This window comes from Streptomyces sp. NPDC033221, assembly GCF_055577005.1.
Map to the genome: position 1 here is coordinate 1 of NZ_JBVIQN010000017.1, position 21,624 is coordinate 21,624.

20 protein-coding genes and 1 pseudogene are annotated in these 21,624 nt (G+C 72.0%); 7 read left to right on the plus strand and 14 right to left on the minus strand.

Going from position 1 to position 21,624, the window contains the following annotated elements; all coding sequences use genetic code 11:
* Positions 1-121: 121 nt before the first annotated feature.
* Both ACZ53K_RS22335 and ACZ53K_RS22340 read right to left on the minus strand, forming a co-directional pair.
* On the minus strand, positions 122-952 hold the full coding sequence (locus tag ACZ53K_RS22335) for an SDR family oxidoreductase (protein ID WP_468839301.1): 831 nt from the start codon (positions 950-952) through the stop codon (positions 122-124).
* A gap of 151 nt (positions 953-1,103) precedes the next feature.
* A complete protein-coding gene (locus ACZ53K_RS22340; RefSeq protein WP_468839304.1) occupies positions 1,104-1,550 on the minus strand; it encodes a DUF3995 domain-containing protein in 447 nt (148 codons plus the stop codon).
* A 287-nt stretch (positions 1,551-1,837) separates the two neighbouring features.
* Between ACZ53K_RS22340 and ACZ53K_RS22345 the strand changes: the two genes are divergently transcribed.
* Positions 1,838-2,473, plus strand: a complete 636-nt coding sequence (locus tag ACZ53K_RS22345; RefSeq protein WP_468839307.1) for a GNAT family N-acetyltransferase — start codon at positions 1,838-1,840, stop codon at positions 2,471-2,473.
* 62 nt (positions 2,474-2,535) lie between these two features.
* Here ACZ53K_RS22345 and ACZ53K_RS22350 read toward each other — a convergent pair.
* The 5 genes and pseudogenes from ACZ53K_RS22350 to hydA all read right to left on the minus strand — a co-directional run.
* Positions 2,536-2,706, minus strand: a pseudogene (locus ACZ53K_RS22350) (MerR family transcriptional regulator); the annotation flags it as partial.
* Positions 2,707-3,135: 429 nt separating this feature from the next.
* Positions 3,136-3,792 carry a hypothetical protein gene (locus ACZ53K_RS22355; protein WP_468839310.1) on the minus strand — a complete coding sequence of 219 codons (657 nt, stop codon included), beginning with the start codon at positions 3,790-3,792 and terminating at the stop codon, positions 3,136-3,138.
* Between the two features lie 285 nt (positions 3,793-4,077).
* A complete protein-coding gene (locus ACZ53K_RS22360; RefSeq protein ID WP_468839313.1) occupies positions 4,078-5,184 on the minus strand; it encodes an NAD(P)/FAD-dependent oxidoreductase in 1,107 nt (368 codons plus the stop codon).
* Between the two features lie 24 nt (positions 5,185-5,208).
* Positions 5,209-6,210, minus strand: coding sequence for a TIGR03842 family LLM class F420-dependent oxidoreductase (locus tag ACZ53K_RS22365; protein WP_468839316.1), 1,002 nt, complete (start codon positions 6,208-6,210; stop codon positions 5,209-5,211).
* A 10-nt stretch (positions 6,211-6,220) separates the two neighbouring features.
* Positions 6,221-7,627: a dihydropyrimidinase gene (gene hydA / locus ACZ53K_RS22370; protein ID WP_468839319.1), complete on the minus strand. Its 1,407-nt coding sequence runs from the start codon at positions 7,625-7,627 to the stop codon at positions 6,221-6,223.
* A gap of 345 nt (positions 7,628-7,972) precedes the next feature.
* Between hydA and ACZ53K_RS22375 the strand changes: the two genes are divergently transcribed.
* Positions 7,973-8,551 (plus strand): TerD family protein, encoded by a 579-nt coding sequence (locus ACZ53K_RS22375; protein WP_468839322.1) that lies wholly within the window; start codon positions 7,973-7,975, stop codon positions 8,549-8,551.
* 78 nt (positions 8,552-8,629) lie between these two features.
* On the opposite strand, the gene ACZ53K_RS22380 is transcribed toward ACZ53K_RS22375, so the two are convergent.
* Positions 8,630-9,211: a TerD family protein gene (locus ACZ53K_RS22380; RefSeq protein ID WP_468839325.1), complete on the minus strand. Its 582-nt coding sequence runs from the start codon at positions 9,209-9,211 to the stop codon at positions 8,630-8,632.
* Positions 9,212-9,478: 267 nt separating this feature from the next.
* The gene (locus ACZ53K_RS22385) at positions 9,479-10,363 is read right to left on the minus strand and encodes a helix-turn-helix transcriptional regulator (protein WP_468839328.1); all 885 of its coding nucleotides are present in this window, start codon (positions 10,361-10,363) and stop codon (positions 9,479-9,481) included.
* A gap of 181 nt (positions 10,364-10,544) precedes the next feature.
* Between ACZ53K_RS22385 and ACZ53K_RS22390 the strand changes: the two genes are divergently transcribed.
* Together ACZ53K_RS22390 and ACZ53K_RS22395 are read left to right on the plus strand one after the other, a co-directional pair.
* The gene (locus tag ACZ53K_RS22390) at positions 10,545-11,600 is read left to right on the plus strand and encodes an NAD(P)-dependent alcohol dehydrogenase (protein WP_468839331.1); all 1,056 of its coding nucleotides are present in this window, start codon (positions 10,545-10,547) and stop codon (positions 11,598-11,600) included.
* A gap of 290 nt (positions 11,601-11,890) precedes the next feature.
* Positions 11,891-12,094, plus strand: a complete 204-nt coding sequence (locus ACZ53K_RS22395) for a cold-shock protein (protein WP_073763653.1) — start codon at positions 11,891-11,893, stop codon at positions 12,092-12,094.
* A 246-nt stretch (positions 12,095-12,340) separates the two neighbouring features.
* On the opposite strand, the gene ACZ53K_RS22400 is transcribed toward ACZ53K_RS22395, so the two are convergent.
* From ACZ53K_RS22400 to ACZ53K_RS22410, 3 genes are all read right to left on the minus strand, one after another.
* Positions 12,341-13,687: an aspartate aminotransferase family protein gene (locus ACZ53K_RS22400; protein ID WP_468839334.1), complete on the minus strand. Its 1,347-nt coding sequence runs from the start codon at positions 13,685-13,687 to the stop codon at positions 12,341-12,343.
* On the minus strand, positions 13,684-14,538 hold the full coding sequence (locus ACZ53K_RS22405) for a nitrilase-related carbon-nitrogen hydrolase (protein WP_468839337.1): 855 nt from the start codon (positions 14,536-14,538) through the stop codon (positions 13,684-13,686). The genes ACZ53K_RS22400 and ACZ53K_RS22405 overlap by 4 nt, the downstream gene beginning before the upstream one ends.
* A gap of 153 nt (positions 14,539-14,691) precedes the next feature.
* Positions 14,692-16,050: a hypothetical protein gene (locus ACZ53K_RS22410; RefSeq protein WP_468839340.1), complete on the minus strand. Its 1,359-nt coding sequence runs from the start codon at positions 16,048-16,050 to the stop codon at positions 14,692-14,694.
* Positions 16,051-16,384: 334 nt separating this feature from the next.
* On the opposite strand from ACZ53K_RS22410, the gene ACZ53K_RS22415 reads away from it, so the two are divergent.
* Positions 16,385-17,920 (plus strand): FAD-dependent oxidoreductase, encoded by a 1,536-nt coding sequence (locus tag ACZ53K_RS22415; protein WP_468839343.1) that lies wholly within the window; start codon positions 16,385-16,387, stop codon positions 17,918-17,920.
* A 285-nt stretch (positions 17,921-18,205) separates the two neighbouring features.
* Positions 18,206-19,138, plus strand: a complete 933-nt coding sequence (locus ACZ53K_RS22420; protein ID WP_468839346.1) for an MBL fold metallo-hydrolase — start codon at positions 18,206-18,208, stop codon at positions 19,136-19,138.
* Here the strand turns inward: ACZ53K_RS22420 and ACZ53K_RS22425 are convergent.
* Positions 19,120-19,920 carry an MmyB family transcriptional regulator gene (locus tag ACZ53K_RS22425; protein ID WP_468839348.1) on the minus strand — a complete coding sequence of 267 codons (801 nt, stop codon included), beginning with the start codon at positions 19,918-19,920 and terminating at the stop codon, positions 19,120-19,122. The two genes, ACZ53K_RS22420 and ACZ53K_RS22425, sit on opposite strands and share 19 nt — an antisense overlap.
* 343 nt (positions 19,921-20,263) lie before the next feature.
* On the opposite strand from ACZ53K_RS22425, the gene ACZ53K_RS22430 reads away from it, so the two are divergent.
* The gene (locus tag ACZ53K_RS22430; RefSeq protein WP_468839351.1) at positions 20,264-20,968 is read left to right on the plus strand and encodes a beta-ketoacyl-ACP reductase; all 705 of its coding nucleotides are present in this window, start codon (positions 20,264-20,266) and stop codon (positions 20,966-20,968) included.
* Positions 20,969-21,132: 164 nt separating this feature from the next.
* Here the strand turns inward: ACZ53K_RS22430 and ACZ53K_RS22435 are convergent, their stop codons facing one another.
* Positions 21,133-21,558, minus strand: a complete 426-nt coding sequence (locus ACZ53K_RS22435) for a TetR-like C-terminal domain-containing protein (RefSeq protein ID WP_468839354.1) — start codon at positions 21,556-21,558, stop codon at positions 21,133-21,135.
* Between the last annotated feature and the right edge of the window lie 66 nt (positions 21,559-21,624).

The following is a 21,624-nucleotide window of genomic DNA, read 5'->3' on the forward strand; positions in this document are numbered from 1 at the left end:
CCCCCCCCCCCCCCCCCCCCCCCCCCCCCCCCCACCCCCCCCCCCCCCCCCCCCCACCCCCCCCCCCCCCACCCCCCCCCCCCCCCCCCCCCCCCCCCCCCCCCCCCCCACGGCCTGCTGTTCAGCCTTTCGAGGCGCCGCTGGCCGTACGGATCTTCGCGTCCAGGTAGCGGCGGACCAGCGGGTCGATCAAACCGCCCCAGCGGGCCAGCAGCCGGGTGCCGCCATCCAGATAGATCAACGGCTTTCTCCGGTCCAACGCGCGCAGAACTCCCCGGGCCACGGTGCGGGGTGACAGCGGTTTGCTGGGATTGGGGATCGCTTCGAGTTCCGCAGGGCGCTGGGGTTTCTCCTCGGCCAGCTGCGGAGTGTCCACGTCGGGCGGAAAGACGCCGGACACCTGAATTCCGTGCGGACACAGTTCGTTGCGCAGCGCCTCGGTCAGGCCGCGTACCGCGAACTTGGCCGGTCCGTAAGCCGTGTACCCGTAGACACCGATCAGCGCGGCCGTCGAGGCGACGGTGACGACAGTGCCGCGGCCCCGGTCCACCATGCCCGGCGCCACGGCACGCACGGCCCACAGAGTGCCGAAATAGTCGACCTCCATCATCGTGCGGAACACCTCGTCGGGCATTTCGAGGAAATAGCCCGGCCGGGCCTGGCCGGCCGAGGTCACCAGCACCGCGCAGGGACCGGCCGCCGCTTCCAGTTCCTTGACCGCGGCCGCCAGCTCCGCCGGGTCGGTGACGTCCGCACTGCGCGTGTGCACCCTGGCCCCGGCCTTCCGCAGCGACTCCGCCGCTTCGGACAGCCGCTCTGTGCCGCGCGCCAGCAGGGAGACCACGGCGCCCCGCCCGGCGAACTCCTCGGCCAGCGCGAGACCGATACCGCTGGACCCTCCCGTCACGATGACGTGGTCACCCGGCCGCAGCCAGTCCTTCTTCGACACCACCTTGTCCCCCTCCTTGGCAGTAACAGCGGACAGCCGGAACGGGCCTCGCCCAGTCATTCCTGAGCACGCTTACGGCCGCCACGCGGGCAATTGACCCGACAGGAATTCACGTACCGCTCAAGAGCCGGTGTCGAAAACCACCGGCAGCGCCCTAACGCTTGCTCGCGGCCACCGCGACAATGCCGCCCAGGACACCGAGCACCACACACAACGGCGAGTACAGAACACTGTTCCACCGCTGGAACTCGACGGCCGCTCCGGAGTTCATCAAATATCCGCCCAGACCACGGGCGAGCAGAGCCGTCGTCAGGACATACATGCCCACCAATCGCAGCCAGTCCGGACCGATGCCCGGAATGGACTCATTGACCATGAGAGTGAGCACCGCGCCACCGATCAGCGCCACGCCCACCATCATGGCACTCGGCGCCGACGGCATCACACCGTCGTCACCGCCGCCGATCGTCTTGGTGAACGTCACCGCATCCTTCAACGGCCAGGGCGAGAAAGCCCAGACGAAGTGCAAAACGCCAATTACCGCGAGGACAGAAGCCAGCCCCACAGGGACCACAGTGCGGACCATATCCAGTACCTTCACCTCGGCCGGTGTGCGAACAGCCTCAGTATGACAACTGCACTTTTCCCGCCCGCAGTCAGGGTGCGCCAACGCGCCTACTGACACCGCTCGTTGAACCATCAACCCAAAACCTCGGCGCGGCGACACCCCTCCACCCTCCACATCCTTCGACGAGATCGAGGCAGACGATATGGGAGGTTCCGCTTCCGCTTGGGGGTGACTTTTCCCGAGGAGCGGTACGTAAGGTGTGGGAGTAAGTTACGTCCATTACCCGGCCGTTGGTGCGGTCACTGCTTCGGGAGGGCTCGATGGTTGCGGACCTGGTCAGGATCTGGGCGGCGGGCTGGGCCGTGTCGCGGCGGACTCCCCCGCCGGTCGAGAAGCCCTGGGGCTACTACATCGAGGTGGCCGGCAGCCCCGTCGAAGTGGGGCGCCATGTCCTGCCGGAGGCCGATGAACCGCTGGTCCGCGACGCCGCCGCCGCGGTGACTGCGCCACGGACCTGGATGAAGATGCCCGCGGAACCGGAGGAGATCAAGCCCTGGCTGTCGCCGGGGTGGCAGGTGGCCTGGGAGGACACCGGGCACCTGATGGCTGTTGACCTGGAGCCCACGAACCCGGTCGCACCCGAGGGCTATACCGCGACCGTGGAGACCATCGGCGCCGCCGTCCACGTGCGGGTACGGGACGCGGCGGGCGGGCAGGCCGCCCAGGGACAGATGGCGCTCCTCGGGGAGGCCACGGTGCTGGACCGGATCATCACCGAGGAGGCCCATCGTCGTCGCGGCCTGGGCAACTTCGTCATGCGTACGCTCGCCGACCGCGCCCTGGACCAGGGTGCGGCCCTTGGCGTTCTCGGCGCGACCGACGCCGGACGCGCGCTCTATGAGACGCTGGGCTGGAAGAAGCACGCAACGCTGGCAGAGTTCGTCTACCGGCCCTGAGGCCGGGAACGCCGGCTGCTCGGCGCGCGGGCAGCAAGTCGGCCACGGCGCGGTCGATCTCTGAGACCGGCGGCCAGCAGGGTGCGAATGCTCTGGACCGTGCGCGCGTCCTCTTCGTCATACTCGCGATAACCGCTGGGGCGACGGCGGGGCTTCAGCAGGCCCTGCTCCTCGTAGTAACGCAACAGTCGCTGACTGACCCCGGTCCTGCGGGACAAAGCACCGATGCGCACGTGACTCCCCTCACACAAATGGGAATTGACTCTCACACCGATGCGAAACTCCAACCTGCCCATCATGACAACGCAGCAGTCAACTCTCCCTATCGACACCCCCGTTACAGTCGTCGGTCTGGGTCCCATGGGCACAGCGCTCGCGGAGGCATTTTTAGAGCGGGGGCACCCTGGGTTTTCGACCCGGCCGGTGACGCCCTGGCAGGCCGTCTCCTGGTCAATCTCAATTCCGGTACCCCAAAGGAAGCCCACGCGGCGGCCGGCTGGGCACACGGGCGCGGCCTCGCATACCTGGACGGGGCGATCATGGTGCCGCCGACGCTGGTCGGGCACCCCACAGCCGTCTTCCTGTACAGCGGTTCGCACGAGGTCTTCGCCGAGCACCGGAAGGCGGCGCGGGCCGAGTGAGCCCGGCTGTACCGGCAGTTCCTACGCCGCCGTACCCAGCCGGAAGCGTGCCGCCACCTCGTCCGCGAGGTCGCCGGCCGGGCGGCCGCCGTCCATGGTGATCACCGTGTTGCCGTGGGCGGCGGCCTGGCGGCGTACCTCCGCGTCCCACAGTTCGTCCCGGGCCAGCCGCTTGGCGAGGGTGGATTCCGGTGCCCGGCTGCCCCAGCTGACCAGGGACCGGACCGGGACGTTACGGCGGGCGCGCAGTGCCGCCATGCGGAACTCCGGCGTGGGGAGCAGGAAGACCGCCTGGTCGGGGCGGGTGAGCAGGGGTGCGATCTGGCTCGGCAGGTTGCCGAACCAGTCCACCAGGACGGGCCGGTCGGCGGGCAGCGCGAGCAGGTCCTCGACCTCGAAGGCGAAGGTCTCGGCGACCACGCGCTGTGCGAAGCCGCACGCCTCGTCGGGGCTGCGGCTGTCCCACAGGGAGCCGGGCGGCTCGTCGCGGGCGGCGTGAAAGTGCGGGTGCTGCCGTGGGGTGCAGCGGGGCAGCCAGGTGTGCTGGGCCAGGTCGCCGCGGTAGATCACGGCGCCGTGGCGCCGGGCCAGGATTATCGCCAGCGTACTCTTGCCCGCTCCGGTGCCGCCGGCGATCCACCGCACGTGGGAGAGCCGGCCGGGCGAAGCGGTCGTCATACGGGCAGGAGCGAAGGGTGTCTCCGATGGGGGGCGCCTCATACGGTCCATGGTCCTCGCATCGGCGGTGCGGCTCCAAGGCCGCCTCGTATGGGGAGCATCAGGAGTGGGCAAAGAGTTGGAAGGGACGGCCGAGTCGGTGCGCGCCCCCGCGCGCCGCCGCGCATCGTGTGCGCCCCCGCCGGCCGCGTGCGCCGGTCGGCGCACCGGGTCGTTCGCGCCCAGTACCGGCCTCGGGTCCGTACGGTCCGAACGGTCCGTACGCGTCCGGGCCCGCCCCCCGGGTCAGCGCACCGGGTCGTACGGCGTCAGGTCCAGTCCCGGGTCCCCGCCGGTCGCGAGCAGGGCGGCGGCGCGTCCCGCCCAGGGGCCGATCGTCAGTCCGGTCGGCCCGAGGCCGTCGGCGACGACCAGGCCGTCCAGCCCGGGGACCCGCCCGAGCAGCGGGCGGGCGTCCGGGCCGACGGGGCGGAAGCCGACGCGGGTCTCCAGGTGGGTGGCGCCGGCCAGGCCGGGCGCGACGGCCAGGGCTTCGGTCAGCACCTCGGCCAGGCCGGCGGCGGTCACCCGGTGGTCGAAGCCGGTGCCGGCCTCCCGGGTGGCGCCCGCCACGATCCGCGAGCCGTCGAACGGGACGAGGTAGTGCCCGGTGGCGCGGGGCATGACGACGGGCCAGTGCCCGGTGTCCGCGCCGGGCAGGGACAGGTGGACGATCTGGCCGCGCTGCGGTGCGACCCGTACGGTGACGCCCGCCGGGGCCAGCAGCTCCGGCGCCCAGGCCCCGGCCGCGACGACGACCGCGTCCGCGGCGATGTGCTCGCCGTCCACCTCGATGCCGGTGACGCGGTCCGCCGTACGCCACAGGGCCGCGCGCCCGGTGCGCAGTGCGGCGCCCCGCAGCCGGGCCTGGCGCAGCAGCGCGTCCCGCAGCCGGCCGCCGTCGACGCGGGCACCGGCGGCTATCCGTACGGCCCGGGTGCCGGGCGCGAGCGGCGGGAACAGCGCGCGCGCCTCGGACTCGCCGAGGAGGTCAACCTCGCCGGTGTCCGCGGCGCCGCGCCGCCGTTCGAGCACCCGTCGGCGGATGCGGTGCAGGTCCGCGTCGTCGGCGGCCAGGGTGAGCGCGCCGACGGCCCGGTATCCGACGCCGCGCTCGCCCGCCTCGGCGAGTTCACCGACCAGGCCGGGGTAGTACCGCGCCCCCTCCGCGGCGGCGCGGAACCAGTCCGCGTCGTCCTGCGCGGAGGGCCAGGGGCAGACGATGCCCGCGCCGGCCGCGGTCGCCTCCCCCGGCTGGGCGCGCCCGGCCAGCACCACATCGGCGCCCAGCCCGGCCGCGTGCCAGGCGGTGCTCGCTCCGACGATGCCCGAACCGATGACGGCGACGCGCATCCCGCCCCTCTCCCCTGTGGTCGGTCAGCCCGCGAACTCCGGGATGATCCGCTCGCCGTACGCGTCGATCGTGGCGTCCCTCGCGTCGTGCATGGCGTACAGCGCGAACTGGTCGACGCCCAGCTCCCGCAGCGCGTGCAGCTTTTCGAGCTGTGCCCCGGGCGGCCCGAGCAGGCAGAAGCGGTCCACGATCTCGTCCGGCACGAAGGCGGTGTCGGGGTTGCCCGAGCGGCCGTGGTGGGCGTAGTCGTACCCTTCGCGGGCCTTGATGTACGCGGTGAGCGCCTCGGGCACCATGCCGGAGTGCTCGCCGTAGCGGCTGACCAGGTCGGCGACGTGGTTGCCGACCATGCCGCCGAACCACCGGCACTGTTCGCGGGCGTGCGCGAGGTCGTCGCCCACATAGGCGGGTGCCGCGACGCAGATCTTCACGTCGGACGGGTCGCGGCCGGCCGCCGTCGCGGCGTCCCGGACCGCCTTGACCATCCATTCGGTCAGGAACGGGTCGGCGAGCTGGAGGATGAAGCCGTCCGCCAGTTCGCCGGTCATCTTCAGGGCCTTGGGCCCGTACGCGGCCATCCAGACCGGCAGCCGCCCGTCGCGCACCCACGGGAGGCGCAGCGCGTGGCCGCCCACGTCGGTCTCCCGTCCCTCCGCGAGGTCGCGGATGATGCGGATCGAGTCGCCGAGGCGGGCGAGGGTGTTGGGGGCGCGGCCGGCCACCCGCATCGCCGAGTCGCCGCGCCCGATGCCGCAGACGGTGCGGTTGCCGTACATGTCGTTGAGGGTGGCGAAGGTGGAGGCGGTGACCTCCGGGGTGCGGGTGGAGGGGTTGGTGACCATCGGGCCGACGGTCAGGTGTTCGGTGTGTTCCAGGATGCGGCTGTAGATGACGAACGGCTCCTGCCACAGTACGGAGGAGTCGAAGGTCCAGCCGTAGCGGAAGCCTTGCTGTTCGGCGCGGCGCATCGTGGCGACGACGTCGGATGCGGGCGGGTCGGTCTGCAGGACGACTCCGAAGTCCATCTCGGCCTCCTCAGTTCAGGTACTGGCAGGTGCCGCGCGGGGTGTACTGGCCGTGTCCCGCGCGCCCGGTGTAGCGCCGTTCGTCGATGACGGTCTCGCCGCGCGAGAGGACGGTCTCCACGCGGCCGGTGACCGTGCGTCCCTCGTACGCCGAGTAATCGACGTTCATGTGGTGGGTGGCGGCCGAGATGACCTGTTCGGCGGCCGGGTCGTAGATGACGAGGTCGGCGTCCGAGCCGGGCGCGATGGTGCCCTTCTTCGGGTAGAGGCCGAACATCCGGGCCGGGGTGGCGCAGGCGATCTCGATCCAGCGGCGGCGGCCGATCCGCCCGTCCACGACGCCCTGGTGGAGCAGGTCCATGCGGTGCTCGACGCCCGGCATCCCGTTGGGGATCTTGGAGAAGTCGCCGCGGCCCAGTTCCTTCTGCCCCTTGAAGCAGAACGGGCAGTGGTCGGTGGAGACCACCTGGAGGTCGTTGGTGCGCAGCCCTCGCCAGAGTGCCGCCTGGTGCTCCTTCGGGCGCAGCGGTGTGCTGCAGACGTATTTCGCGCCCTCGAAGTCCGGCTCGGCCAGGTTGTCGGTGGACAGGAACAGGTACTGCGGGCAGGTCTCGCCGAAGACGTTCAGGCCCTTGTCGCGGGCCTGTGCCAGCTCGGCGACGGCTTCCTCGGCCGATACGTGCACGACGTACAGCGGTGCGCCGGCGACCCGGGCGAGCTGGATCGTGCGGTGGGTGGCCTCGGCCTCCAGGAGTTCGCGGCGCACCTCGCCGTGGTACCGGGGGTCGGTGCGGCCCTCGGCGAGGGCCTGTTCGACGAGGACGTCGATGGCGATGCCGTTCTCGGCGTGCATCATGACCAGCCCGCCGTTGGCCGCCGAGCGCTGCATGGTGCGCAGGATCTGGCCGTCGTCGCTGTAGAAGACGCCGGGATAGGCGGTGAACAGCTTGAAGGAGGTCACGCCTTTCTCGACCAGCAGGTCCAGCTCCTTGAGCGAGTGCTCGTTCACATCGGAGAGGATCATGTGGAAGGCGTAGTCCACGGCGCACTGGGCGTCGGCCTTGGCGTGCCAGGTGTCCAGGCCCTCGCGCAGCGCCTGGCCGCGTGTCTGGACGGCGAAGTCCACGATCGTGGTCGTCCCGCCCCAGGCCGCGGCCCGGGTGCCGGTCTCGAAGGTGTCGGAGGAGAACGTCCCGCCGAACGGGAAGTCCATGTGGGTGTGGGCGTCCACGCCGCCCGGGAGGACGTACTTCCCGGTGGCGTCGATGGTGCGGTCCGCGCCCTCGGTCCAGCTCTCGGTGGTGGTCGTGCCGTGCGCGGCGAGGGCGGCGATCCTGCCGTCCTCGACCAGGACATCGGCATGGATCTCATCGGCGGCGGTGATGACCAGGCCGCCGCGGATGACTGTACGGCTCATGCTTCCGGCTCTCCCTTCCACACACACCAGTGGTGCTCGGCGGCGCCGGAAGGGACACGGCCCGGCGTGGTCGGCCGGCCGGGCGGCGCGCCCCAGATGACGCCGCGTCACGGCCGGTCTACACCCGTAGAGCGCGGCCGTGCAGCAGACCGTAGAAGCATGTCACCCACCGTGGCAACACCATGACCGCAGTTCAGGGGGAACTGACGTGTCGTCGCCCGCTTCCGCCCCTCTTATTTCATTGATTGCGCAACTTGGGAACCTTGCTGTGGTCCGCCGCGTTGCCCGGTGGGGGAGAACGCGACACACCGGACCGCACGCACACGCAACAGGAGACACAGCACCATGGGCGTCAGCCTCAGCAAGGGCCAGAACGTCGTCCTCAACCAGGACGGCACTCCCCTCGCGGACGTCACCGTCGGCCTGGGCTGGGACGCCCGGCCCACCGCCGGCGCGGACTTCGACCTGGACGCCTCGGCGGTCGTCTGCGGCACCGACCAACGCGTCCTGTCCGACGCGCACTTCGTCTTCTACAACAACCTGGCCAGCCCGGACGGCGCGGTCCGGCACACCGGCGACAACCTCACCGGCGAGGGCGAGGGCGACGACGAGCAGATCCTCGTCGACCTGGACCGCCTCGGCGAGGAGACCGGACAGGTCGTCTTCACCGTCTCCATCCACGACGCCGAACAGCGCGGCCAGAGCTTCGGCCAGGTCGAGGACGCGTACATCCGCGTCGTCGACAACCTGACCGGCCGCGAGATGTGCCGTTACGAACTGTCGTACGACGCCGCGGGCGAGACGGCGATGGTCTTCGGCGCTCTCTACCGGCGCGGCGGCGAGTGGAAGTTCCGGGCCATCGGCCAGGGTTACGCGTCGGGGCTGGCCGGCATCGCGACCGATTACGGCGTCAACGTCGGCTGATTCCGGCCCGCCGGCCGGTCCGCGTACACGGAAGGGCGCGTCCGCGCGGGCGCGCCCTCCGGCGGTGCTCGGCGGTGCTTACAGGTGCGAGGCGATGGCCGGCATCAGGTCCTGGAAGGTGCGGCCGTTCGCGGGCTCGCCGATGGCGGCCATCTCCCAGCCGCCGCCGGCGCGGCGCACCTTCGCCATGATCTGCGCGGTGTACTGGCCGCCGCCGGTCAGGGTGTAGCGGGCCAGTTCCTGGCCGTTGGTCTCGTCGACCAGGCGGCAGAACGCGTTCTGCACCTCGGCGAAGGTCTGCCCGGTGAAGGAGTTCACCGTGAAGACGATCTGGTCGACGCGGGCGGGCACCCGCTGGAGGTCGACGAGGATCGCCTCGTCGTCGCCGCCCTGTCCCGCGCCGCCCACCAGGTTGTCGCCGGTGTGCCGCACGGAGCCGTCGTCGCTGATCAGGTGCTGGAAGAAGACCACGTCGACGGGTTCCTGGCCGGCGAAGAGCACGGCCGAGGCGTCCAGGTCGATCTCGCGGGCCATCAGCTTGGCGAGGAAGCCCTTACGGGCGGCGGCCTGCCAGCCGAGTCCCATCCGTACGACGCTGAGCTCGCCTCCGCCGGACTTGCTCAGACTGATCTTCTGACCCTTGTCCAGGTTCACGGTCATGTGCTGTCACTCCTGCGTCGGGATGGCATGCCTGGGGCAGGGCGGCGGCCGCGGCCACCGGCCGGAAACCGAAATCTACAGCACTGTAGAGGTAATGGAGAAGTAAAGATACGACGTGGGACGGGTGGAACGCGAGCACCCACCGGACTGTACGGACGGCGGGCACCGGGCGTGCGGAACGTGGTGGGCCCCGCCGGAATGCTCACAGCGGGGCCCAGTCGTACCGTACCCAGCCGGGCGCCGGCACAACAGACCGCGTCCCCGCAATCACGGCAGCGAGGGCGCCCGCTCCGCCGGCCGCTCCATGACCCCGGCCGGTTCCGCCGCCCACTCCGCCAGCCGCCGCAGCGCCCGCGCCGAGGCAGACCCGGGCTCGGCGTGATACGTGACCAGCTGCTGGTCCGGGTCGGCCGGCAGGCTGAGCGTCTCGTAGGCGAGCGACAGCGGTCCCACCACCGGGTGCATCAGCCGCTTCCTGCCGAAGCCCTTGTCCTGGACGTCGTGGGCCGCCCAGATCCGCCGGAAATCGCCGCTTCGCGCGGACAGCTCGCCGACCAGCGCGCACAGCTTCGGGTCACTGGGAAACCGGCCGACATCCCGCCGCAGGTGGGCGACGACATGCGCCGCCTTCTCCGCCCAGTCGGCGTACAGCTCGCGCGTCGCCGGGGCGAGGAAGAGCTGCCAGGCCATGTTGCGCTCCTCGGGGGACATCGCGGGGAAGTCGCCGAGGAGGGCACGGCCGAGCCGGTTCCAGCCGAGGATGTCCAGCCGCCGGCCGACCACGTACGCGGGGACGCCGTCCATCGCGTCGATCAGGTCCTGGAAGGCCGGACGCATCCGCTGCGGCCGGGGAGCGGGGCGCAGGTGCCGGGAGGCCGGCCTGACCAGGTGGGCCAGGTGGGAGCGCTCGGCCCGGGTCAGCCGCAGCACATCCGAGATCGAGTCCAGCACCGCGGTGGAGACGTTCTGTCCCCGCCCCTGTTCGAGCCGTATGTAATACGCCACGCTGACCCCGGCCAGCTGCGCCAGTTCCTCCCGCCGCAGGCCGGGTACCCTGCGCCGCCCGCCGTGGGGGGCCAGTCCGACGTCCTCGGGCTGGAGCCTGGCACGGCGGGAGCGGAGGAATTCGCTCAGTTCGGTGCGCTGGTCCATCCCTGAATTATGGCGCGCGCCGGCCGGTGCACGGCAGCGAGGGCCGCCGGGGCGCCCGCAGCCGTACGGACGGAGCGCCCGCAGCCGGGCGGCCAGGGTGGTCCTCGCAGTAGTAGGAACGCCGAGCGTAGGTTCAACAGGGCACTGGTTGCCCCGGGCACACGAGCCCACCCTGGAGAACATGAACCGCACCTCTGTTCCCGCATACGCAGCACCCGCCCCGAAGGCTCCCCTGGAGCGCACCACCATCGAGCGCCGGGAGCTGGGCGCGCACGACATCCTCATCGACATCAAGTTCGCGGGCATCTGCCACTCCGACATCCACACCGTGCGGGCGGAGTGGGGCGACGGCGGGCACTTCCCGATCGTCCCCGGCCACGAGATCGCGGGCGTGGTCAGCGAGGTCGGCCCCGAGGTGACCCGGTACGCGGTCGGCGACCGGGTCGGCGTCGGCTGCTTCGTCGACTCCTGCCGCGAGTGTGAGAACTGCCTCGCCGGACTCCAGCAGTACTGCACCGGCGAGCTGGGCCAGGTCGGCACGTACAACGCCGTCGGCCGGGACGGCGTGGCCACCCAGGGCGGCTACTCCACCCACCTCGTCATCGACGAGAACTACGCGCTGAGCATCCCGGACAACCTGCCGCTGGACGCCGCCGCGCCGCTGCTGTGCGCCGGCATCACCCTGTACTCGCCGCTGGCGCACTGGAAGGCCGGCCCCGGCAAGAAGGTCGCCGTCGTGGGCCTCGGCGGGCTCGGCCACATGGGCGTCAAGATCGCCCACGCGATGGGTGCCGAGGTCACCGTACTGAGCCAGTCGCTGCGCAAGCAGGAGGACGGCCTGCGGCTCGGCGCCGACCATTACCACGCCACGTCCGACCCGGAGACCTTCGAGAAGCTGGCGAACAGCTTCGACCTGATCGTCAACACCGTCTCCGCACAGCTCGACCTCAACGCCTACCTGGGCCTGCTGCGCACCGACGGCACCCTCGTCCAGCTCGGCGCGCCGGAGCACCCGCTGCCCATCGCGCCGTTCGCCCTGATCGGCAACCGCCGGTCCTTCGCCGGCTCGCTGATCGGCGGCCTGCAGGAGACCCAGGAGATGCTGGACTTCTGCGGCGAGCACGGGATCGCCTCGGAGATCGAGGTGATCACCGCCGACCGGATCAACGAGGCGTACGAGCGGGTGCTCGCCAGCGACGTCCGCTACCGCTTCGTGATCGACACCGCGACGATCTGACGGCCGCGGGAACGGGTCCCGCCCCCGCGGGTCCCGCCCCGGGCGGTCCCCGGGTGCCGCCGCACCGGCGACACCCGGGGATCACCGTCGGTACTGTTCCGGCGACAGGTTCCGTGCTACCGTCGAATCAGTTGCAGTTTTGGTACCCATAAACGTTATGTGCGCCTGACGGTATGTGACCGTCGGGCGCATTTTGTTTCTGCCGGTCACATCCGGATGGGCTCAATTGCGGCGACCCTGGAAACCGCACAGTGCGGATTCCTCAACTGCCTCGATCGAAGGATAAAGACATGGCAACCGGCACCGTGAAGTGGTTCAACTCCGAAAAGGGCTTCGGCTTCATCGAGCAGGACGGCGGCGGCGCCGACGTCTTCGCGCACTACTCGAACATCCAGGCCCAGGGCTTCCGCGAGCTGCAGGAAGGCCAGAAGGTCTCCTTCGACGTCACGCAGGGCCAGAAGGGCCCGCAGGCCGAGAACATCGTTCTCGCCTGACTCTGACGCGTAGCGCCGCCCGTCGTCTGCGACCGGCGGCCACGACGGCAGAACCGCGTAGGGCGCGAGCCGGAACCTCACCCGAAGGGGTGGGTTTCCGGCTCGCGCCTTTTCGCGTCGACCGCCGTATTCCTCCAGCGCCCTCTTTCAAGGCGCTTTCCGGACGTTTTCCCGGCCTGTTTCCCCGGACCTCCACGCCGCTGCCCGGGAAAGATCACGGACCGGGTCTTCCGCCGGCCGGGTCCCTCAGGAGGGTGACAGCCTGCGCTCGGCCTCCCGCAGGGCCTCCGCGAGGATTCCGGCGCCCTCCACCGCCTCCTCGGCGGTCAGCGACAGCGGCGGTGCGATACGCAGAACGGCGCCCGTCAGACCCCCCTTGCCGACGAGCAGACCGCGCTCGCGGGCCGCCTCCACCACGAGGTTCGCCGCCTGCGGCGACGGCTCGCCGGTGGCCGGATCGGCCAGTTCGACGCCGATCATCAGGCCGCGCCCTCGCACCTCCCGTACGCTCCCGAGCCCCGCCCCGACCGCCCGCAGCCGCTCGATGAGCAGGCCGCCGACCCGCCGGGCATTGCCCTGGAGGTCGTGTTCGAGGAGATGACTGAGGTTGGCCAGGCCCGCCGCCATGGTGACCGGGCTGCCGCCGAACGTGGAGATGGAGTTCGCGCCGAGGCAGTTCATCACCTCGGCGCGGGCGACGACACCGCCGACGGACATGCCGTTGCCGATGCCCTTGGCGAAGGTGAGCACGTCCGGCGGGCCGTTGCCGGCGTGCGCCTGCCAGCCCCAGAAGTGGTCGCCGGTCCGGCCCCAGCCGGTCTGCACCTCATCGGAGATCCACAGGATGCCGTGCCGGTCCAGCACCTCGCGGAAGGCCGCGTAGAGCCCGTCGGGTGGCGAGGTGAAGCCGCCGACGCCCTGCACCGGCTCGGCGATCAGCGCGGCGACGTTCGCCGTCTGGCCGAGCATGTCCTCCAGGTCGGCGACGCAGGCGTCGATGTACGCGGCGTCGGACAGCCCGGCGTACGGGCCGCGGCTGCGCACGCCCCCGTGCACGTACAGCGTCTGCAGCGGCGAGAGCCCGGTCGGTGACCAGCCGGCGTTGCCGGTGATGCCGACCGTCGAGAAGGACCGGCCGTGGTAGCTGTTGCGCATCGCCAGGATCTGGTTCGAGCCCCGGTACGCCGTCGCCAGCAGGAGCGCGGTGTCGTTCGCCTCCGTACCGGAGGTGGTGAAGAAGACCCGGGCGTCGGGGATGCCGGAGAGCGCGGCGATCCGCTCCGCCAGATCCACCATGGGGCGCGACAGGTAGAGCGTCGAGGTGTGCAGGATGCGGCCGGCCTGCTCGGCGACGGCCTTGGTCACCTCCGGCAGCGCGTGGGCGGTCATGGTGGTGAGGATGCCGCCGAAGAAGTCCAGGTAGCGGTTGCCGTCCGCGTCCCAGACGTGGCGGCCCTCGCCGTGTGTCAGCTCGATGGGCCGCTCATACAGCAGGGTGAGCCAGTCGGGCAGTACGGCGCGGTGCCGGGAGCGCAGGTCGGCGGCCGGCACCGCGGCGCCGGAGCCGTTCCGGGGTGCGCGCGGCGCCGTCATGGCCGGACCAGGCCTTCGTACGCGTCGGGGCGGCGGTCCCGGTAGAAGGCCCACTGCTGCCGCACCTCGTCGATCAGGCCGAAGTCGAGGTCGCGGACGACCAGCTCCTCCTTGGTGTCGCTGGCGACGTCACCGACGAACTGCCCGCGCGGGTCCACGAAGTAGCTCGTCCCGTAGAAGTCGTTGTCGCCGTACTCCTCGACACCCACCCGGTTGATCGCCGCGACGAAGTACTCGTTGGCCACCGCGGCGGCGGGCTGTTCCAGCTGCCACAGGTAGGCGGACAGGCCACGGGAGGTGGCGGAGGGGTTGTAGACGAGCTGGGCACCGTTCAGGCCCAGCTGGCGCCAGCCCTCGGGGAAGTGGCGGTCGTAGCAGATGTAGACGCCGATCCGGCCCACGGCGGTGTCGAAGACCGGCCAGCCGAGGTTGCCCGGCTTGAAGTAGTACTTCTCCCAGAAGCCCTTGACCTGCGGGATGTGGTGCTTGCGGTAGGTGCCGAGCACGGTGCCGTCGGCGTCGATGACGGCGGCGGTGTTGTAGTAGAAGCCGGACTGCTCGACCTCGAAGACCGGCACCACGATCACCATGCCGGTCTCGCGGGCCAGTTCCTGCATCCGGCGGGTGGTGGGGCCGTCCGGCACCGGCTCGGCCCAGCGGTAGTGCTCCGGCTCCTGGACCTGGCAGAAGTACGGTGCGTTGAAGACCTCTTGGAAGCCGATCACCTGCGCGCCCTGCGCGGCCGCCGCCCTGGCGTGTTCCTCGTGCTTCGCGATCATCGAATCGGTGTCGCCGGTCCAGGACGCCTGAACCAGTGCGGCGCGTACGACGTTACGGACAACATCGGCCATGAGCTGCTCCTTCGTCGAGCCGTCGGCCACGGGCCATGCGCATCTACGCGTGTGGAGGCGACCGTAGGCCTCGTGCAGCGGCGAGGCAAGACCATCTCCCCCACAGGCGGGACGCCGGGGGCCGGTCCGGCCGCCGGTGCGGTGCGGCCCGAGTCAGCTCCTCGGGCCGCCGGCGCGCAGGGCGTGGGTGATGTCGCGGTGCCGGTTCGGCGAGACACCGGCGGCGGCGTCCAGGAGCAGCGGGGTCAGCTCGTCCGGCGCGCTCCCGGTCGCCTCCACCGCCTCCTCGGGCGTACGGGCCCGGACCAGCGCCGCGAACAGTTCGCGGGCCTGGGCCGGGCGGCCCGCGCCGAGCAGCGCCAGCGCGGTGTCCGCCACTTCCTCGACGGGGCGGGTGACGCCCTGGCGCAGCAGGCGCGCGCTCTCGGCGGTCCGTCCGGCGGCGGCCAGCGCGTCGGCGGCAGCGGCGAGCCGGGCGGGCGGCAGGCAGGCCGCCTCCCAGAGCAGCGTCGGCACTTCGGCCACCAGGCCGGCGTTCTCCAACTCGCCGATGAGGAGTGGCAGTTCGGCGGGATGCGCGTGGGCGGCGGCGCACAACAGGGCGTGCGCCTCACCACCGCGCCCGGCCGCCCGCAACCGGGCGAGGCGGGCGGCGCTGGTGGACGGACGGGGGCGGGGGGCGGGAGGGGGTGGCGAGGCGGGTTGGTGGGGTTGGCGGGATGGGTGCGATGGGAGCGGCCGGCCCGGTTGCGGTGGCCGGTGTGGCGCGCCGGGGGCAGGCGACGCCTCGCCCATACCGGCGAAGCGCGCCCCGCGCGGCGCCGGGCGGGGTGCTGCCACGGGTTCTCCGGCGGGGCTCCCGGCGGAACTCTCCACCGGCCTCGCGCCCTCCTCCGGACTCTCCAGCCCGGCGAACCGCGCGCCCCTGGGCCGCCAGACCGTATCCGATGACGGCTCCCCCTCCTGCGGCCCGGCGACATCGCCGGGGAGCCGGCGGACCGCCGCCCGGTCGGCCAACGCGTCGATACGGCGCTGGAGTTCACGCGCCCGGGCCCCGGACCGTACGTGATCGTCACGGGCCCAGGCCAGCTCGCCGGTCAGCCGCTCCGCGCCGGGGCCGCCGGCGTCCGCCCGGAGCGCGGCGAGCAGTTCCCGTTCGCGCAGCGCCGCGTACTGCCGTTCGCGCAGCATCACGTCCAGCCGCTCTTCGAGGCGGCCGGGAGCGTCCGGCCGGGCGTCGTACGCTGCGACCGCCTCCTCGTGGAGCCGGCGCGCGCGTGGCCCCGCGGTGCGCACGGTGTGTTCGCCGCACCGGTCCGCGAGGTCGTGCAGCAGCGACTCCACCACGTCCCAGGGCGGTACGTCCGCTCCGTCCAGACAGGCCCGCATCCCCTCGGGGTCGCGGAGCGTGAAGATCCCGTACCATCCGGACGTCTCGTCGAGCACCTGTGTCAGCCCGCGCAGGAACCGCGCGAACTCCTCCACCGGCGTGCCCGGTTGTTCCCCTGCCACGTTCCCCTCTCCCCTCCCCTGGCCCCCGTGCGCCCACCCGTTCCCAGCTCACGCCCGCCCCGCATTCGACACCAGCCGTGTTTCGGCCTGGATTACGGCGGTGCTACGGGCGGTTTTCGCGGGCCTCCCGCGCGGGCGGAGCGGGCACCCGCCGTTGGCACAGTGGGCCCCGGCCCGCTTGCGGGGGTGCGGCCCGGTCCGCGGAGGTGGCCGAGACGGGCCGGTACGCCGTCGCGATCGCCGCTCCCCCGGACGGGCCCGCCGCGCAGGCCCGTCCGGGGGAGGCCGGGCCCGGTCATGCTTCGGGGCGGGCCGGGCGGGCACCCGCCGTCGCATGACTGACAACGATGGGCCGTCCGGCCTGGACGAGTCGTACTGGATCGCGACCACCCTCAGCACGTCCTACCCGCCGCTCACCGAGGACACCGAGGCCGACGTGACGGTGATCGGCGCCGGAATCGCCGGGCTGAGCACGGCCTGGGAGCTGGCCAGGACCGGCCGCCGGGTCGTGCTGCTGGAGGCGGACCGGATCGCCACCGGTGTCACGGGCTACACGACCGCCAAGCTCTCCGCGCTCCACACCCTGGTCTACGACCGGCTGCGCCGCACCCGCGGGCCCGAGGGCGCACGGCACTACGCGCAGTCCCAGCAGGGCGCCGTGGAGCACATCGTCGAGACCGCCGGGCTCCTCGGCGTCGACTGCGACCTGGAACGCGGCCCGGCGTTCACCTACGTACGGGATCCGGAGAGCACCGGAGAGCTGCGCGCGGAGGCGGAGGCCGCGCGCGAGGCCGGGCTGACGGCGTCCTTCGTCACCGAGACCGGGCTGCCGTTCCCCGTGGCGGGGGCGGTGCGGGTCGAGGACCAGGCCCAGTTCCATCCGCGCAAGTACCTGCTCGCGCTGGCGGAGGACTTCCACTCCCGTGGCGGCGTCATCCACGAGCGCACCCGCGCCACCGGTCTGCACGAAGGCTCGCCGTGCCGGGTGACCACCGAGACGGGGGCCACCGTGGCCTCGAAGGACGTCGTGGTCGCCACCCACTACCCGGTCTTCGACCGCGCCCTGCTGTTCACCCGCCTGTCGCCCCGGCGCGAGGTGGTGGTGGCCGCGCCGATCGACGCCGACCGCGATCCGGGCGGGATGTTCATCACGCAGGAGGAGGGCAAGCGGTCCGTCCGCACCGCGCCGTACGGTGCCGGCCGGCGGCTGCTCATCGTCACCGGTGAGACCTTCAAGCCGGGCACCGCCGACGCCGGCGAGAAGGTCGCGGCACTGACCGCCTGGACCCACCGGCACTTCCCCGGCACGGAGGTGGCGTACCGGTGGGCGACCCAGGACAACGACGCCACCGACACCGTCCCGCTCATCGGCCCGCTCCACCCGGGCGCGCGCCACACCTATGTCGCCACCGGCTTCGGCGGCTGGGGCCTGAGCGGCGGCGTGGTCGCCGGGCGCCTGCTGACCGGTCTGATCGCCGGGGACCCGCCGCCGTGGGCCGGTCTCTACGACCCGCGCCGGCTGTGGAGCGCCGTGCGGGAGGCCCCCGCCTTCCTCAAGCACCAGGCCGAGGTCGGCCGGCACTTCGTCGGCGACCGGCTGCGCACCACGCACGTCGATTCGGTGGCGGACCTCGCGCCCGGCACCGGTGCCGTCGTCCGGGTGAAGGGCCGGCGCTGCGCGGTCCACCGGGACGAGGACGGGACCATCCGGGCCGTGTCGGCGCGCTGCACCCACCTGGGCTGTCTGGTCGCCTTCAATGCGACGGAGAAGGCGTGGGAGTGCCCCTGCCACGGCTCCCGCTTCGCACCTGACGGCTCGGTGCTCCAGGGGCCGGCCACCGAGGCGCTGGAGCCGCGGGACGCGGAGTAGACGGGCCGGGGAGCGGCGGGCCGTACCCCGGAGGTGGCGAGCCGTGCCCCGGACGCGGAGTGCCGGGTGAGACTGATCACCGTCCGGCCGGACCGGGGCCGCCGCAGTGCGGCACTATCAGCCGGAACGCGAATAATCAGCCACCTTGAGTGGGAGTTTCCCGCAGGCGGTGAGTACATTGGCCCCTTGCGGAGCCGGAGTGATCACTTCCGTCGGGGGTCCACCGCCGGGTCCGTACGCCGTGCCATCGGCGGTAGCGACGCCGCACGAGAGAATGGACCTTCCTTGACCACGCCCCGCCTCGTCCCCCTCTCCCCCACCACCTGGGCGTGGACGCACGACAGCACCGCCTGGGGTTACAGCAACTGCGGGCTCGTCGTGTCCGGCGGTGAAGCCCTCCTGATGGACACGCAGTTCACGTTGCAGGGCACCCGGGAGCTGCTGGACGCGATCGCCGGCGCCGTACCGGACGCGACGGTGACCACCGTGGTCAACAGCCACCAGAACGGCGACCACACCTGGGGCAACCAGCTGGTCGCCGGTGCGGAGATCATCACGTCCGAGGCGTCCGCCGCCCACCTGTGCCAGGAGATGTCCCCGGACATGCTGACGGCCCTGAGCCGCAGCGAGCCGTCCACCGCGGTCGCCGCCTACGCCGTCGAGCACTTCGGCGGTTTCGACTTCGGCGGCATCACGGTCACCGGGCCGACCCGGACCTTCACCGGCAGCCTGGAGGTCGCCGTCGGCAGCACGGCGGTACGGCTGCTCGACCTGGGCGCCGGGCACAGCGCGGGCGATGTCGCCCTGCACGTGCCCGAGGACGGCGTGGTGTTCACCGGCGACGCCCTGTTCAACGGCGGCCACATGATCGTCTGGTCCGGTTCGCTCTCGTCCTGCGTCACCGCCTGCGAGACGCTCCTGGGCACCGGCGCCACGACCTTCGTGCCCGGCCACGGCGGCCTCACCGACCGGGCGGGCGTCACGGCCTTCCGCGACCTGCTGTCCCGGGTCCTCGACACGGCCACCGCGCACGCCCGCAAGGGTACGGAGCTCGCCGAGGCGGCCCGCCTGGTCAAGGCGGAGTACGCCGGCGACCTGGCGCACCCCGAGCGGCTGTTCACCGCGGTCGCCGCGGCCTACCAGGAGGCGGGCGCGGAGAACATCCCGTCCACCACGTTCGAACTGGTCGAGGGCATGGCTCAGCTCGCCGCCGCGTAGTCGCACGGCACCACCAGCATGAACCGCTGCGTACGGTCGCTGAGCGGCGCGAAGCAGCGGAAGGTGACCTCGAACTCCTCGTCCCCGTGGCCGGGCAGGTAGAGCCAGCGCCGGTCGCCGTCCGGGTGGGTGACCGTCGTGAGGTCGTCGGTGAGCAGCCGGGCCGCGACCTTGTCGCGTTCCTTGATCTCGGCGACGACCTCCGCCAGCCGGCGGTTCTCCGGCTGTTCGGCGGCGGCCAGCCGGAGCTGGGACGCCATCGGCTTGGCCCAGGACTCCTCCCAGTCGATCAGCTGGAGGCGGGCCTCCGGGTAGGTCAGCGCCCAGATCATGACGTTGATGCCGTGCTTCATCCACGGCCAGTCCTGCTCGCACGCCGCGTTGTACAGGAGCACGTCCCACGCCGCGTCGGACAGGTACGCCGGCCAGGGCTGCACCTGGATGAGCGCGGACGTCGACGGGTCCACGGAGCCGGCCGGGCGGTACAGCGGCAGCGGCGCCCGCCCCCGCGCGTAGACGAAGAGGGTGTGCCGCTGGGCCTCGTCGAGGTCGAGGATGCGCACGATGCGCTCCAGCCACTCGGTACTGGGTTTCTCGATCCGGCCGGACTCCAGCCTGCGGTACCAGCCCTCGGTGACCCCGGTGAGCGCCGCCACTTCGGCCTGGGTGATGCCGCGCCGGCCGCGGTGGCCGAAATTGGCGGTGAATCCGGGCACCTGATGGGGGTCCCGGCGGCCACGCCAGTGACGCAGGAAGTCACCGACCCGGTGCGTACTGGACATTTTTCGCCAATCTCCCCGCTATTCGGTAAAGGGATCGAAAAGTTACGGCCGACTTTAACCCGGCGCCGCTACACACCGGACCCGCCCCCTCCCCGCCCCACCCACCCCGCGAACCCCTCCGAACCCGGCACATCGTCCCATTCCGCCCCGCAGACCGGCACGCCTCCTACCGGAACTCCCGGTGCCGGTCACCCCACGTGACCGGCACCGGACGAGAACGATCAGCCGGTTCGTGCCAGAGTGGCTGACCGCGCGAGGACACCGGCAGGACGCCCTCGCGGGCACGTCGCCACCGCGCCCACCGGCACCGCCGGGCACACCAGCAGCAACCCGAGAGGCACCCATGAGCCGCAGCGTCTTCATCACCGGTGGCAACCGGGGAATCGGCCGGGCGATCGCGGAAGCCATGGCAGCCGACGGCGACAAGATCGCCGTCACGTACCGCTCGGGCGAGCCGCCCGCCGGCGTCCTGGGCGTACGGTGCGACATCACCGACCCGGAGCAGGTCGAGGCCGCGTTCCGGGAGATCGAGGAGGCGCACGGCCCGGTCGAGGTCCTGGTGGCCAACGCCGGCATCACCCGCGACGCCCTGCTGATGCGGATGACCGAGGACGACTTCGGCGACGTCATCGACACCAACCTCACAGCCGCCTACCGGCTCGCCAAGCGCGCCACCCGCGGCATGCTGCGCGCCCGCAAGGGCCGCATGATCTTCATCGGCTCGGCCGTCGGCCTGCGCGGCGAGGCCGGCCAGGCGAACTACGCGGCGGCCAAGGCCGGGCTGGTCGGCCTGGCCCGCTCCCTCGCCCGCGAACTGGGCTCGCGCGGCATCACCGCCAACGTGGTCGCTCCCGGCCTGACCCGGACCGACATGGCCACCGCGCTCCCCCAGGCACAGCTGGACGCGATGCTGGAGCAGGTCCCCCTGGGCCGGATGGCCCGCCCTGAGGACATCGCCGCGGCGGTGCGCTGGCTGGCCGGCGACGAGGCGTCGTACATCACCGGCGCCGTCATCCCGGTGGACGGCGGCGCCGGCCTGGGCCACTGAGCCCCACGGCAGCCGCACACATTTCGACCACTTCCCCGCGCCCTCCGGGCGCGGGAAGAAGAACCTGCCCCCACGAGGGACGGTGCCGTGAGTGCTTGGACGGGGGTCAGGCACTCACGCACCGGGGGGACGAGGAAGCCTGTGAGACGCCGGTCGCCGGCGTCTCACAGGCACAGCGCGCGACGGGGTGACGTCCTTCGCGTAGCCGAGCCGCCCGAGGAACGCTTGCAGATCGCCCTCGTTCCGTACACCGTCCGTTCCGCCCCGGGCGGCGGAGCGCTGGACGGTGACGCCGCCGGAGCCGCCAGGCCGGAGCCGGTGGCGCGTTCCGGGCCGGTGGCGCGTTCGGTGCCGCAACCGGTCAGCACCAGCAGACCGGCAGCGGTCGAGGCTGCCATGACGGCGGCGCCCTGCCCGCCGGCCGTGCCGATGGTGGCGCGTACCAGAGCGAGAGTGTCCGGGTCGCCGAGATCCTTGGCCAGGTCGGCTGCGTAGCGCTCCAGGTCCCCGCGGAGGCTGCCGGTGTCCGGCACCACGATGTCGCCGGAGAAGCGGCTGGTCGCGATGTCGGTAAACCGACCGACTGGCACCTCGTGCACCACGGAGCCCGCGCGCGACCGGCGGAGTGGGCCTGGTCATGGTCGAGGCCACGGCCG